General features: G+C 31.7%; 15 protein-coding genes. 14 read left to right on the forward strand and 1 reads right to left on the reverse strand.

Features of this window, described 5'->3' with window-relative positions; translation table 11 throughout:
• Window positions 1-147 precede the first annotated feature (147 nt).
• The 14 genes from IUY40_RS16235 to IUY40_RS16300 all read left to right on the forward strand — a co-directional run bounded on the left by IUY40_RS16235 (window position 148) and on the right by IUY40_RS16300 (window position 13,961).
• Window positions 148-588 carry a hypothetical protein gene (locus IUY40_RS16235; RefSeq protein WP_195737911.1) on the forward strand — a complete coding sequence of 147 codons (441 nt, stop codon included), beginning with the start codon at window positions 148-150 and terminating at the stop codon, window positions 586-588.
• The gene (locus IUY40_RS16240) at window positions 545-754 is read left to right on the forward strand and encodes a hypothetical protein (protein ID WP_195737912.1); all 210 of its coding nucleotides are present in this window, start codon (window positions 545-547) and stop codon (window positions 752-754) included. Before IUY40_RS16235 ends, IUY40_RS16240 begins: the two co-directional genes overlap by 44 nt.
• A 139-nt stretch (window positions 755-893) precedes the next feature.
• Window positions 894-1,511: a hypothetical protein gene (locus tag IUY40_RS16245; RefSeq protein ID WP_195737913.1), complete on the forward strand. Its 618-nt coding sequence runs from the start codon at window positions 894-896 to the stop codon at window positions 1,509-1,511.
• A 116-nt stretch (window positions 1,512-1,627) separates the two neighbouring features.
• On the forward strand, window positions 1,628-2,023 hold the full coding sequence (locus IUY40_RS16250) for a hypothetical protein (protein ID WP_195737914.1): 396 nt from the start codon (window positions 1,628-1,630) through the stop codon (window positions 2,021-2,023).
• Window positions 2,020-2,247 carry a hypothetical protein gene (locus IUY40_RS16255; protein ID WP_195737915.1) on the forward strand — a complete coding sequence of 76 codons (228 nt, stop codon included), beginning with the start codon at window positions 2,020-2,022 and terminating at the stop codon, window positions 2,245-2,247. The genes IUY40_RS16250 and IUY40_RS16255 overlap by 4 nt, the downstream gene beginning before the upstream one ends.
• Window positions 2,225-2,839: a hypothetical protein gene (locus tag IUY40_RS16260; RefSeq protein WP_195737916.1), complete on the forward strand. Its 615-nt coding sequence runs from the start codon at window positions 2,225-2,227 to the stop codon at window positions 2,837-2,839. The genes IUY40_RS16255 and IUY40_RS16260 overlap by 23 nt, the downstream gene beginning before the upstream one ends.
• A gap of 264 nt (window positions 2,840-3,103) precedes the next feature.
• Window positions 3,104-4,873: a phage baseplate assembly protein V gene (locus IUY40_RS16265; RefSeq protein WP_195737917.1), complete on the forward strand. Its 1,770-nt coding sequence runs from the start codon at window positions 3,104-3,106 to the stop codon at window positions 4,871-4,873.
• 7 nt (window positions 4,874-4,880) lie between these two features.
• Entirely contained in the window at window positions 4,881-6,230 is a 1,350-nt protein-coding gene (locus IUY40_RS16270) for a hypothetical protein (RefSeq protein WP_195737918.1), read from the forward strand.
• A 2-nt stretch (window positions 6,231-6,232) separates the two neighbouring features.
• Window positions 6,233-10,375, forward strand: coding sequence for an RHS repeat-associated core domain-containing protein (locus IUY40_RS16275; RefSeq protein WP_195737919.1), 4,143 nt, complete (start codon window positions 6,233-6,235; stop codon window positions 10,373-10,375).
• 1 nt (window position 10,376) lies between these two features.
• On the forward strand, window positions 10,377-11,054 hold the full coding sequence (locus tag IUY40_RS16280) for a hypothetical protein (RefSeq protein WP_195737920.1): 678 nt from the start codon (window positions 10,377-10,379) through the stop codon (window positions 11,052-11,054).
• Window positions 11,055-11,591: 537 nt separating this feature from the next.
• Entirely contained in the window at window positions 11,592-12,410 is an 819-nt protein-coding gene (locus IUY40_RS19675) for an RHS repeat-associated core domain-containing protein (RefSeq protein WP_317190937.1), read from the forward strand.
• Between the two features lie 3 nt (window positions 12,411-12,413).
• The gene (locus tag IUY40_RS16290; protein ID WP_195737921.1) at window positions 12,414-12,770 is read left to right on the forward strand and encodes a hypothetical protein; all 357 of its coding nucleotides are present in this window, start codon (window positions 12,414-12,416) and stop codon (window positions 12,768-12,770) included.
• 145 nt (window positions 12,771-12,915) lie between these two features.
• Complete coding sequence (locus IUY40_RS16295) at window positions 12,916-13,230, forward strand: hypothetical protein (RefSeq protein WP_195737922.1); 315 nt, start codon at window positions 12,916-12,918, stop codon at window positions 13,228-13,230.
• A gap of 488 nt (window positions 13,231-13,718) precedes the next feature.
• Complete coding sequence (locus tag IUY40_RS16300) at window positions 13,719-13,961, forward strand: hypothetical protein (RefSeq protein WP_195737923.1); 243 nt, start codon at window positions 13,719-13,721, stop codon at window positions 13,959-13,961.
• A gap of 249 nt (window positions 13,962-14,210) precedes the next feature.
• Here IUY40_RS16300 and IUY40_RS16305 read toward each other — a convergent pair whose 3' ends face one another.
• On the reverse strand, window positions 14,211-14,987 hold the full coding sequence (locus tag IUY40_RS16305; protein ID WP_195737924.1) for a TerC family protein: 777 nt from the start codon (window positions 14,985-14,987) through the stop codon (window positions 14,211-14,213).
• Between the last annotated feature and the right edge of the window lie 8 nt (window positions 14,988-14,995).

A 14,995-nucleotide genomic window follows, 5' to 3' on the forward strand; every position in this document is an offset into this window, starting at 1 on the left:
CTTGTATTTTATAAATGTAAAAACTGTAAAATGCTTACGATTTATCGAAATTAAAAATAGATAATACTAAAATATTGACCAGATTTTAAATCAAAATTGGTTATGAAAATACATGAAGGTGTTGTTTAGAGTTATTAATTATAAAAAATGAGAAACATTATTTTAATTTTTGCCTTTTTAACGCTTTTGAGTTGTAAAGAAAAAGAATTTTCATCTTTTACGGTTAGAGATATTAATGAAATAGCCGAAACAATAATTATTGGAGAGAGCTTATTTGTTTCTAAGAATGATAATAGTTCAAGGTCATTTTGTACGGATTTGATAAAAATAAATATTCGAATTCCAATAAAAAGTGAAGAGAATCCAAATCTTCCGCCACCGCTTCCATTTAATAATGTATCAATAAATGAATTATTAAATTTTAAAACAGGGAAAGAAAGATTTTTTTTAAGTACAGATTCTACCTACTTAATTTCACAAAATTTAGGGCAAAAGGTATTTAAAATAGAACAGAATATAATAGATAAAATAAATTCAACTACAATTGAAAAAAGAAACATTAAAGCAAAAAATAGGAGAAAGATATAATTTTTATGATATGACAATTCCTATTTTCTCAAAAGATAATACTAAAGCTTATGTAGAACTTAATCATCATTGTGGAGCTCTTTGTGGAGAGGGTAAAGCATTTTTTTTATTTAAAACGAATGGAGAGTGGGGAATAATATATAAATATATAAAATGGGTAAGCTAAAAATGGGTATCAATAACACAATTATTGAAAGATGTAAAAAAGAAATTCCTAACATGACGTAAACCAGTCTGGTTAAAAAAAAAAATAACTCTATTTATAATGAAACTAACTATCTTTTTTAAACTAAAATCAATTTTAATTGTTTTTTGTTGTCCTTGGATGTAATTTAAAGACTAAAGAAAGGACTGTTTCAAAACAGATAATCAAAAGTGAGCAAGATAAATTTGAAATTGATAGCTTAGAAGTTAAAGATAAAAATGGAGTTTTATACACGATTAGATATTATAATGATACTATTTACATTAGTAAGGGCAAAGAAAATATTTTAAAAATTGGATACCGTGAACGATTTGATAAGGTGTTTCCAATAAATGGATTGATTGTAAATGATAAATCTAAAGATTGTTATATCACAAATAATTATATGCTTTTATTACCATTAAGTGAAGTGAATAATAGAATAAACTTAGTTGTAGTTGATTTAATAGATAAAAAACAAATAAACTATCAATTTAAACAGACATCTGATATAATTACAACGGCTATTAATTCATTTTATTTTAATGAGAAAAACAATATAATTATAAGTACAAATAGTTTAAATTATGAAGAGAAAACAACTGTGCATTATTACAAAATAGGTGAAAAATTAATAATGCATCAAGGTACTAAAGAATTAGACTTGACACCTGAAATGCTTGAAAGCAATGAAGCATTTTTTAAGTTTTTAAATACAAATAACAATAATATTCCTTAAGATTAGCTACTAATACAAAAAAAAATAAACTATGATGGCACCAATAAAAAGATTCAAGATAGTTTCTAAAAAAGTCAATCTTTTTTCAATTTTAAATAATTAAAAATAAGTTTATTATGTTTCGATCATCATCTTCAGGAAAATATAAAAATGCAAGCTCACTAGGGGCTAAAAGTCCACGATATAATAGAGAAACTGGCGAATGGGAAAATACAAATGTTTTAGCTGCGAATATTGAAAGAAGAAAAATTAATGCTGATATACAACCCAATGATAAGGATTATTTAATAAAATACCCTAGATTCATTCGAATTCTAAAGCAATTAAGTGACTACGTCTACAACAATGAAAATGTTTTTAAATGGCTTTCATATTATTCGGGTTATTCATCGACAGAAGTATTAAATCAATTGCAATATGGAAAAGGCGCAATTTTGTCAGCAGAAATAATGGTTACTGAATATGGCCAAACTCTACGAGATGGTTCGAGCATAAAAATAAATATAAAATGAAAGGTTTAGAAGCCGCTAAATTAAACGAAACGATACAAGGGACTTCTTTTTTGATAGTAGCAACAATACTCCATGAATTTGTACATTATGGAAGAATAAAAAATAATTTAGACAGTGCCTATGAATATGGTTGGGGATTTGAAAGAGAGGCTTTTGGGGAAGTAGTCGAAAAAGAAAATGCTAATACTTTATATAAACAAAATGGGTGGAGTTTTAAAAAATAAATATCATGTTATATTCTTATGTTTGATTGGTTGCTCATTGATTTCTTGTCAAAGAAAGACAGAAAATCCAAGTACTTTCATAGAGAATAATTTCTTGGCAATTGTTGATACTGTGGCATATAAACATGGCGCTTTTGTAATCCCACCACCATTACCAAATGGTATTATTGAAAAGAGACCACTCTACCCACACTTAGCAATAGAATTAAATAAGAAAATTAGATATAATAAAAGAATAGAGAAAGATGTTCTTACTTTTTTTAATTTAAACAAAAAAGTAGAAGCTGATTTTAAAGATTTATTAGAAAATGGAAATTATTTTAATTTTTCATTAGATAAAAACTTTCAAAAAAAAATAGGAAAGTATTATGTTTTTTTTGACGAAAAAAAAATTGACAAAAAAATAAAGTATGTTGGAAGAATTGATATTGAAAATTTAAAGATATATAAAAATAAAGCAATACTAGTATTATCAGAATCAGTAGGAGGTCCAAGAAGAGTTGGAAGTTTTGGAAGAACCTATATTGTGTTACTCGCAAAAGAGGACAATGCTTGGAAAATAGTCAAGAAAGAGTTGTTATATATGACATAAAATAGTTTGATAAAGATGGAAAAAATACTTTAGGTAATTCCTTTTTAATATTTTTAAGTTGTAAAGGAAGAGGGATTTTTGTCTTCTACAATTAGAGATATTAATTAAAATAGTCAAAACAATAAATTCCAGACTATTTATGTAAAATATGACAGTCTGAGCTATAAATATAAGAGAACCTTGTTATTACGATAATAATTAAAGAATATATAAAATTGATGAAATAGATAATGATGAGAGAATCATCTTTAAAACTATAAACTTATGAAACCACCAACGATTATTTTTGGAATAGACAGTAAAAAGATTTCACATTTTAAACAACTCAGACTAAAACAAGTAATTAATGGACATCATCAATTTGAAATTCATGTTCCGCATGCTGCTATAGAGAGTCCATTGGCATATACTTTAGAAAATGCCCAAGGATGGCTAGGTAAGGTAGTACACATCATGCTAGATGAAAAGAATAACTTTTTGGGAGTTGTTACCAATATCGATTTTGATCAGGAAGAAGGGCATTCGGGTAATCATATTATTGTATCGGGGTATTCTAAGACAATATTATTAGAATCAGGTGAGAAATTATATTCTTGGGAAGAACTGCCATTAAAAGATATTGTAAAAGAGGTAGTTAAAAATGGAGCTGGAGAACAATTGCAAAATGAAATTAATCCTGAATATGTTACTAAAATAGAGTATCAAAATCAGTATCTCGAAACCGATTTTCAATTTATCCAGCGACTGGCAAAACAATACAATGAATGGCTGTATTATGACGGAGAAAAATTAATTTTCGGGAAACCTAAAAGTTTTGATAGTCCTATATCATTAACTTATAATAGTGATATTTCGAAATTAAAAATATCGGTTAATGCAGTACCTAATAAATTTAGTGCTTTTACATATAATGAGAGTGCTGATAAACGCTATACAGCTAAATCTAAAGATGCGGTGGGGGGGTTGCCCAAATTAGGTAACGAAGCCTTTGCAAGCTCAAAAGAAGTATTTGCAACCCCTGCTTTCACACACGGTATTGTGAGTACAGGAGATGATTTGGTTTTGGAATCCTTCTTAAAAAAGAAACAGGAAAGTGCTGCCGCAAATACGAATACTGTTGAAGTTAGTACCAAAAATAAAAAATTAAGAATAGGCAGTATTGTGAATATACAATCGAGTGTTCTAGAAAATAAGATTAGAATTACACAAGAAGTTGGTTCTTATATTATTACAGAAATCACACATTACGCTACACATTTAGGAGAGTATGAAAATAATTTTAGAGCCATACCATCAAAAGTATTGAGCTTGCCCGAACCAGATGTGGCGTATCCAATCGCGCAAACACAACAAGCGATTGTAGAGAGTAACACCGATCCACAAAACAAAGGAAGAATAAGAGTGCAAATGCTTTGGCAGCAAGGTACTTATATGAAAACAGCCTGGCTTCGTGTTATGACTCCAGATGCAGGGAGCAGTAATGCAGTAGGTACTAATCGAGGGATGGTTTTTATACCCGAAGTTGGTGATCATGTTATGGTGCATTTCCGCTATGGTGACCCTAATAGACCTTTTATTCTTGGAAGCGTCTTCCATGGGAAAAGTGGTGGTGGTGGAGGAAAAGATAACAATCAAAGAAGCTTTGCTACCCGAGGCGGAACTTCGCTTGTTCTCGATGAAGAAAAAAATACGTTTACAGCCACAGACCCAAGTGGTAATATGGTGAAGCTTAATGGTGATGGAACAATGACTCTTTATGCACCAAATAAAATTGATATACAATCTAAAGAGATCAATCTTATTGCTGATGAAAAGGTGAATATTGATGGTGTAAATGAAGTAAATATCAGTAGTAAAAAAGTACTTACTACAGGTACAGATGAAGTTACTGTTAAAAGTGATACTCAAATTACTGATGAAGCCCCAAGTATCAATATAAAAGGGAAAAACACCATTTTGGCAGAAGGAATGGTCGTTGATATTGATGGAAAAACGATGACTAATGTTAAGGGGGGAGTTGTAAATTTAAATTAAAACAAAAATGAATAACGCTCACAATCCTATTGCTGTAAGGGTCGAAAATATTCAAAAAATATGGAATAAAACCAGAATAGCTAAGCCTAAAGTGCAACTATTTAGTATGGTTTGTTTTACTGAAGATTTTCCTTTGGTAGATGGTTTTATTAGGTTAGAATCTTCAGCATATGGTAAATCAGAAGATTCATTTGTTGCCTTTATTCTTGATTTTTATGATAAAAAAGTTTTTTATACCACAATTATAGAACAATGGATCGTAACGTTTGAAGAAGATTTGAAAAAAAATCCAAGTTGGAATTGGGAAGACTTTGCCACTTTTAGGGAAGTATTGCCAGAGATTGATAAACTTAGTATCGAAAATCTTAAAGATTTTTATATAAAAATGCTGATCAGCTTTAAAAAATTTGAGGCTAAAACAGGTAATCTTTTAATTGTTAGTTTTTTAATTAAAAAAGTTCGTGATGCTAATTTATTAAAGGAAAGTATAAAAGAACTCTCCGTTTTATTACCAGCTAATATAGGGTTCCTATTTGTTGATTATCAAGAAAGACAGTTATATAAAGACATGATTGTTTCTATGAAGGAGAAAGGAACTATCATCGAAATTCCAAATCAGAATATCAGTAAAGCTTATAAAGAAATTGCGACTCAGGGTAATCCAAATGACCCGCAGGTGAAATATAGAAAATGCTTATTTGAAATTGGTGAAGCTGCAAAAAGTAAAAAACAAGAGAAAGTAAAAAAACTAGGTAACGTACTTATTGATATTAGCAAGAGTACAGGAGAAACCAGCTTTTGGGCTTCTTCTTATCTTATTTATGCGAGTTTTTTATTTCGATTTAAAGATGAAAAAGAGCTTATTCATGAACTATTGGATAAAGGAATAAAAATAACTACTCCTTTTTATAAGGAGAAAGAAGATATTGCAGGTGTTTTACTACAATTGGTATCATGCAAAGGATCCCATTACAGCATTACAGGGAAATCTGATTTAGCCATAAATTATTTTTTAAAGCAAGTAGCTGTAGCCAAAGAAATAGAGCAGGAAGTGCAAGTTATTAATGGGTATAATTATGCTTTATTATTGGCAGCAAAAAAGAGAGATGGACAATATAACGAAATTTTGAATGACGCTTTTGAGTATGGATATGCTTTGACAGACACGATGCTCAAAATTATCAATTTTACTTTCATTGCGAATAGTTATTTAGAGGACTATCCCAAAATAGATTATACAGAAAAAGAGGCTATTGCCAACAGAATGGCTATGATTTTTGGAGATAATTGGCGTGATACGCCTCGTGAGATAGCCAAACAAATACAAGAAGAATATTCATCAAGCAACACTTACTAGCTATGTTATTAACCGATAATCATTTTACTATTGTCGTTGGTATCGACATCCACTTTACGACCTTACCTCCATTTAATCCCTTTCATCCCTATGTAGGTATCGTTATTGATCCATTTGATTATATTCCTTTTTTAGGAAGCAATGTACATGTAAACGGATTTAAACGAGGTAACTCAGATACTAGCGGAATAATAATACCACTGGTACACATTCCTCTTTTTTCACCTTGGGTAATGGCGCCAATAATCGGGCACGAAAGCATGAACTTTTTTGCATCAGAAACTGTTTATTCCGATGGTACGCGAATAAGTCCCAAAGGACATATGTTAATGACTTGTAACGATATTGGAATCCCACTATCTATGGCTGTAGGAAAAACTAAAGTCGGAAAAAAAATGCTGCCTTTTGCCCCAACATTATTTGCACCAACCTCGTTTTCATTGCCAATTCCTACAGGAAAACCTGTAATGGTAAGCGGACCTTATCTGCCAGATTGGGGCGGGATGCTAACAGGATTAGCATCGAGTATCGGGTTTAGCACTCTTATGAAAAAAGTTAGAGGACTTGCTAAAAAAATTAACATGAAAGGATCAAAAAGTCCAAAAGGACTTAAAGATTCACTCAGAAAATGTGCTCATGATCCTGTAAATCTTATAAATGGAGCTGTTATTTATGAAGGAAGTGATTTTGATATAGCCAGTCCCATTACGCTTAATTGGGAACGTAGTTGGTATTCTGACTCTGAGTATATTGGTTGGCTCGGACATGGCGTGCATAGTGTTTATGACCGCGCAGTAGAATTATATCCAGAAGACGATGCCTTGGGACTACGCATGGACGATGGGAGATTAGTGGCTTTTCCTACTTTACTTCCAGATGAAGATTACTATCTGCGCGAAGAAAAAACAACCTTAAAAAGAACAGAAAAAGGCTATCAGGCTTACGATCATAAAAGCAAACTTTTTTATGATTTTGCCTTGTTTGATGGTAAAAAATACCAACTTACTCAAATTACCAATAACGATGGACTTTGCATCATTTTTGAATTTACAGGATATCGTTTAAATAAAATCATAGATGTCTCAGGCAGAGAAATCAAGGTAAGCACCAAAGAAGGATTCATCCAGAAACTAGAATTAGTAACACCAGAGCAAGATGAATTACTGGTAGCTTATGAGTATGACGAGCACTATAATATGGTAGCAATTCTTGATGCTTTACAAAAACCAACAAGAATTGAATATGAGAACCATTTAATGGTCAAAAAAACGGATCGTAACGGACAAGCTTTTTATTGGGAATACGACGCTCAAAACAAGTGTATTCACACTTGGGGCGATGGAGGCTGGCAAGAAGGCTGGATGGAATATCATACTCAGGAAGGTTATAACATAATAACCGATGCTAACGGAGCTGTAAGGATCTATTATTATGAGCCAAACCAGCTTGTAACCCAAGAGAAAGACCCGATGGGCAATAGCATTTTTTATGATTATACCGAGTTCATGGAATTGTATCGTGAAATAGACCAAGAAGGTCGTATATTAGGCTTTACTTACGATAATATGGGCAATAAAATTAGTACCACCTATCCCGATGGTACAAAAGAAATGATGTTATACGATGACGAAAATCGCCCATCGATAGCTATTGACCCAGAGGGACATAAAACAATCTATTTATACAATAAAGAAAAAGCGCATCAGCTTAAAACTATTATTGCACCCGATAAAACCAGTACGCATTTTACTTATAATGATGATGGACTACTGGCAAGCGTTGCTAAAAACAAGAATAAGTTACAACTCGTTTACGACCAGCAGTACAACCTTATAGAGTGGAGAGAAAACGACCAAAAGCTAAAAACTTGGGAATACAATTACCGAGGACGTGTACGAGCGATTTACACCCCAATGCAAATGGCGGACTATTTTACGTATGATGCCCTAGACAGAGTACAGAAAATTGTTGAGAAGGACAGCAATGTTATTGAGTTTAGTTATAATAATTACAGCGAAGTAATTGCCTTAAAAGACAGAAAGAACAATATTAAGTTTAGTTATACTCCACTAGGGAGTCTAGCCACAAGAGAGCAAAACGGCGTAAAAGTACGTTTTGCCTACGATAAGATGGAACAGCTAAAAAGCATTCAAAACGAAGACTACGAAAGCTACACTTTTACCCGAAACAAAGCAGGACACATTATAAAAGAAGCTGCTTTTGATGGGATCATAAAAAAATACAACCGCAATCTTGTTGGCGAAGTAACCCGAATAGAAAGACCAAACGGGAAATATACCGAATACGAGCAAGATGCACTCGGGCGCATCACTAGAGCCAATTACCACGATGGGACTTGGGAGATTTACACCTATAATAAAAACGGACTGTTAGTAGAAGCTACGAACCAAAATGTAAGCATCTATTTTGAGCGTGATCCAAATGGAAGAATCATACAGGAAACGCAAAAACAGCAGTTAGACATAGCCGAAAACGCTATAACACTAACAGCTACTTACAACGTTTTAGGTCAACGCACCAACATCAGTACAAGTTTAGGAGCTGATGTTAACACGTACTATAATGAAAAGGGACAACTAGAGCGTATAGAAGCGCAAAGTACAGAACTTAAAGAACAACATCAGACTTGGGAAACGACTTTAAAACGCGATGAACTAGGACGAGAAATAGAGCGCTATGCTACAGGAGGACTACATATAAAAACGAGCTACAATAGCAGCGGCAAACAAAAAGAACAGGAAATATTCGCTAATAGCAAACGCACAGGCGCACGTTACTACAATTGGGACACCAACCAACAGCTAAGAAGTGTAGTGAACCAACTTACAGAAGGAATGACCTTTTTTGATTATGATGATTTTGGTAATCTAGCTAAAGCGGATTATGATGGAAAAGGAGAATTATACAAAACTCCTGATGCAGTAGGGAATCTTTATAAAACTTATGACCGTAGCGACCGAAAATATGGCAAAGGAGGCAAACTACTTAAAGACGAAAAGTATTATTATAAATATGATGAAGAAGGGAATTTAATACACAAAAGCCCTAGAAATATTCTTGAAAAGCTGAAATTTTCAGAACCCACCAACTGGATGGATAGATTAATTGGCAACAAAACCGAGGAAACCAGATTGCAACATGAGCATGAGCAGTGGCAACAAGGAGATACTGGATACAGCTGGCTTGCTAACGGAATGCTCGAAAGTGTAACCAACTCTGATGGGAAAGTTGTAAGTTTTGAATATGACGCACTTGGAAGACGTACCGCAAAAATTGCATACAAAGAAATAAATCGCTATTTTTGGGACGGTAACGTTCTTATTCATGAATGGAAATATCCATTAAACGAAAGACCGAAATTAATTGTTGTTGACGAAGACAATTTGGTTTACAACAAACCTGAACCAATTGAGAATTTAATTACTTGGGTTTATGAAGAAGGTTCTTTTATTCCGAGTGCAAAGATTATTGGCGAAGAGAAGTTTTCAATAATTAATGATTATATTGGTCGTCCTGTACATGTTTACAGTGAAGTTGGCGAACTCGTTTGGGAAACCGATTATGATATTTATGGGGGATTAAGAGAATTTAAAGGAGATAGAGAATTTTTGCCGTTTAGGCAACTAGGTCAATATGAGGATGTAGAAACAGGATTATATTACAATCGATTCCGTTATTATAACCCTGAAACTGGGGTTTACATAAGTCAGGATCCTATCGGATTAGCGGGAAATAATCCGAATTTCTATGCCTACGTTCATGATTCAAATAGGATGGTCGATCCGTTTGGATTAATGGAATTATTTAGATCAATGACTCGTGAAGAATTCTTTGATATAAAAAACCACGGGTGGAGAGGTGGTGAAAACATGTCAGGGAAATGGTTTGCAGAAAGTTACGAAGATGCTGTAACATGGGGACATAAAATGGGACACGGCTCTGATTCTAAATTTTATGTTGTAGGGTTTGAAATAGATGATGATATTGCTAAAAATGCCTTTATGCCAAGTGATTACGATAATTATGATGGTATTGGTAAAGCAAGATATCTTGAAGCTGATGACCTAAACAGTAAACAGACTCCTGTTAAATCTATTAATTCACAAAGAGTAAAATGTAAATAAAATGAAAGACGCTATAATTACTTGGAATAAAACTTATTTCGATGGGGAAAATAGATTATTACCTATTAGCAATCAGTTATATTGTAATTTTTATGACGATAACCTTGGAGGATGGACTATTGATTTAAGATTTGATGAACCACCAAGGATTCAAGGTTATAAATCTAAAGGAAAAGTTGGCTTTATGATGGACAATGCTCCTTCTCATATTTTAAAAAAAGGATATGTTTTTGATGTTTTTCACGGTCCTCATAAAGTAGGAATATGTGAAATAATTTCAATAAGTAGTATATCTATAATGAATATCTTAGATCGAGTGGAATCATTAGAGATTGAAAAACAAGATTTTAAAATGTACGTTAGTTCCATTAGGGATGATTCGTTTGATTATTCAGATGATGAACTTAAAAAATTAATAAAATATAGTTCCGATTATCCCTATTTATTTTCACTAGTTTTAAAACTAAATAAAGAAATAGCTTTAGAATACTTAAAACAATATTATTTAAAATATCCAATAAAAAACAATGCTGTATATCATTCTAGCTTATCTTTATTTTTATTTAATATTGATAAATATTTAGGTAGAGAAAACTTTAATAAATTTATAAAAGAATTACCTAAAAATGTAAATGAAGATGAAATAATTAAATCTGCAATAGAAGAAATTTTACTATAAAAATTATATAGTACTTTATTTGTTTTACTCAAATATAAAGCAAACCTCGCTAATTGCGGGGTTTGGTGTTTTTTTAGAGAATATTGAATTTTAAAACCCTATACAGCGGGCAATTATCGATCTCATTCAGTCGTTCACTTAGTTGCATTCGTCGCTACCAGTCGGCTAAAAAGCCTCCGTTTCCGCTCCTCTCTTCACACGTTCTCTACCTTACATTGGTGTAGTTTTTTTATTTTTTAGCCAATTTATTATTTAGAGAATATAGAAAAATCGAACCCCTTAAGAACTCAATAAGGAGGTTTCGTTCTAGTTTTTTACATTCGAAAATATTATGCTTTTTGGTTTAATAATATCTTAAAACGTTGAATTAAAAAATCCACTTCGAATGTTTTCGAAACTACTAATAAGTAGTAATTATATTACAATTACAGTAAAGTTGAAAAAAAACGCTATTTTTGGGATGATAATGTTCTTATTAATGAGTGGGAATACGACCTGAAAGAAAGACCTAAATTAATTGTTGTTGACGAAGACAATTTGGTTTACAACAAACCTGAACCAATTGAGAATTTAATTACTTGGGTTTATGAAGAAGGTTCTTTTATTCCGAGTGCAAAGATTATTGGCGAAGAGAAGTTTTCAATAATTAATGATTATATTGGTCGTCCTGTACATGTTTACAGTGAAGTTGGCGAACTCGTTTGGGAAACCGATTATGATATTTATGGGGGATTAAGAGAATTTAAAGGAGATAGAGAATTTTTGCCGTTTAGGCAACTAGGTCAATATGAGGATGTAGAAACAGGATTATATTACAATCGATTCCGTTATTATAACCCTGAAACTGGGGTTTACATAAGTCAGGATCCTATCGGATTAGCGGGGAATAACCCAAATTTCTACGCGTATACGTATGACTCTAATACACAAGTCGATCCGTTTGGGTTGGATTGCGATGTAAAAGGAACAGCAACTATTAGGCAATACCACAATGGACATTCTGAAGGGCATTTTACGATTGAAATAAAAACAAAAAATGGTTCGAGTTTAACTACTCATCAAGTGACAAATCGAGAAATGAAAATGTCTAGGATTATAAGCAACACTGACGGATTAGGGAAAGCTCCTTATGAATTAGCTAACACTAAAGTTATAGAATTATCAAATGCTAAAGCCGCTATGACTCATCAAAAGGACCTAATGAAAGTAAGTGATTTGGGTAAATATGATGTTTTAAATAATAGCTGTCTTTCTCATGTTACTGATGTTTTAGAAAAGGGAGGGGAAGCTGCAGTTTCTAAAACAGAGTTAGGGTATTATAGATTTGTTGAAAAAATAGGATTTAATAGATTATAAAAAATGGAAAAACAATATTGTATTGATGTTATACCTCGAATTCAAGATGAAATATGTAACAAAATCTTAAATGATATTGAGATAAATAAGAATGATTTATTTATTTTTCAGTTAGACCTATATGATAATGAAGAATACCTTACATCTGTGAAATATTTATTGACTCGAGAATTTTCAAAAGAACATAAACTTAAAAATCCATATAAAATTTATAACGAAGAGGAGGAATCAAAATATAATTTTATATATAATTATTTAGGAGCTGTATCTTTAAAAATTATAGAAAATTACAAATATATAGATAACATTAGAGGCTCCATAAAAGATTTTTTATCTTTACCCGATAGCTCAGATATGTAATCTGTACCCGCAAAAAGAATCAAACCCATGTTGGCGCAAGCATCTTGCTTGTGTCCGCTTTGTTTAAATATAAGCCCGATGGTGTAGATGGATTTAATGAAAGTAATTTAAAAAAATTACAGAGTAAATTTAAATGCAATTAATCATGGATTTAAAAGATAATCTTATTTTAGTAACAGAAGATGGTACTTCAATAAATATAGCTTTTTTTGAATTTTCTTTGATAAACGAAAAGAACAAACACTATTCTGGTAATATTATTTTACATAAAGAAAGAGTACCCAAAAAATTACAAGAATTACTTACAGAACAAGAAAAATTAGTAACAGAAGGCTCATTTCTTTTAGTAGATCAAATTGGGGAAGAAATTAATAAGTTTAATATTTTTATTGAAACTTCAAATCTTAAAATATATGATTTATATATTGAAAATGGAGAGGGCGATTTTAAAATTTATTAATACTCCCGATCGCTCGGATTTGATAACGCGGATTTTTAATCCGTGTGCCATAGAGAAGAAAATAACATTGATAAAAACCACACAAAAAGTGTGGTTTTATCGTTTTATAAAAGGCTTACTAACTGTTTATTGAAAGAATCTAACAAAGCTGTAAAATCCAAACAGTGGGCAATTTATCTGTCTCTCTTCGGTCGTTCCCTTTGTTCCATTCCTCGCTTTCAGTCGGTCGGGATTGGGAACAAATTCTTATGTACTTGTTCAAACAAGTACAATTAATCTAGCAGATACAGCTATGAAATACCAGTAAGAGTCTATTAAAATCTCTGATTTAGGAAAATATGAAGCTATCAATAACAGTTGTTTATCTCATGTAACTGACGTATTAGAAAACGGGGGTAAAGCTCCTGTATCTAAAACTAAATTAGGATATGCAAAATTCTTACGAAGAAATGGATTTAATTTAATAGAATGTAAATAAAATTATGGGAATGATTCAATGTGTAAAACATGGTTTATATGGAATCGCAATTAATATTGAAAATTCCATATGTGAGAAAATTAATAAAAACCAAGAACTTTTCTCTTCAAATTTAAGTGTTGTTGAAGTTTACTTGTATGATGGAGAAGAATATTTATATAATCTAAATTATATCATTACTAATGAAACAAAAAAAAGTATAATCTTAAATCAGTATATAAAATTCATAATGAAGAAGATGAAAAACAATTAAAAGACTTAGATAGCTTGGTAGGAGTAATTTGTGCTAAATACCTTAGTGAATATATATTCATCAATAATATTAAAAATGTCATTGATGAATATATAAATAGAAATCACGAATAATTTTTATATAAATCTAAAGGTATGCGTAAGCTTCAAGCTTGTGTCAGTCGAGAGATTCATTTAGACAGCTTGAACAGTATGGAGATGTAGAAACAGGACTTTACTACAATAGGTTCAGGTACTATAATGTTTGCTGTTATGATTTTGATCGTTTTCTCATTTTCATATTAATAAACTCTACTGCCAATGAAAACGAAATGGCAAAATACAAGTATCCTTTTGGTACTGCGCCTATATGTTCACCAATTAGAGATGCATTAGATAGGTGCATACTTTCGGTGATTAGCATAAATCCAATTAAGATTAAAAAGGCTAATCCTAAAATTTGTATAGAAGGGTTTGCATTTACAAAATTTCCAACTGGAACCGCAAACAGCATCATTACCATTACCGAAATAATTACGGCTGTAATCATAATCGTTAAAGCACCTGTAACACCGTTTGTCATTCCTACAGCAGTCAGGATTGAATCTACAGAAAATATTAAATCGATTAGTAAAATTTGTACAATTACATTCGAAAAAGATTTTTTTGCAACCCCTTTTAATGTTTGCTCTTCTTCGCCTTTATGATCTACTTTTTCACTTATTTCTTTGGTACTTTTATAAATCAAGAATAATCCACCGCCTAATAAAATCAAAGCTTGCCCGGTAAAATCGGCATTTAGCCAACCCCAATTGATGCTAAAAACAGTTGCTTTCATTGCTATTAAATACGAAATACCCATTAATAGAGCAATACGCATAAACATGGCCAAAAACAAACCAATTCGAGTCGCTTTTTTACGCTCTTCGGGGGGTAGTTTTCCTGTTACTATTGATATAAAAATGATATTGTCAATTCCTAAAATAATTTCAAGAAAGGTCAGTGTCAATAAGGCAATCCATGCATCAGGATTTAAAAATACTTCCATTTAAAATT

Origin of the sequence: Flavobacterium sp. ALJ2 (assembly GCF_015594725.1) — a bacterium.
GTDB lineage: Bacteria > Bacteroidota > Bacteroidia > Flavobacteriales > Flavobacteriaceae > Flavobacterium.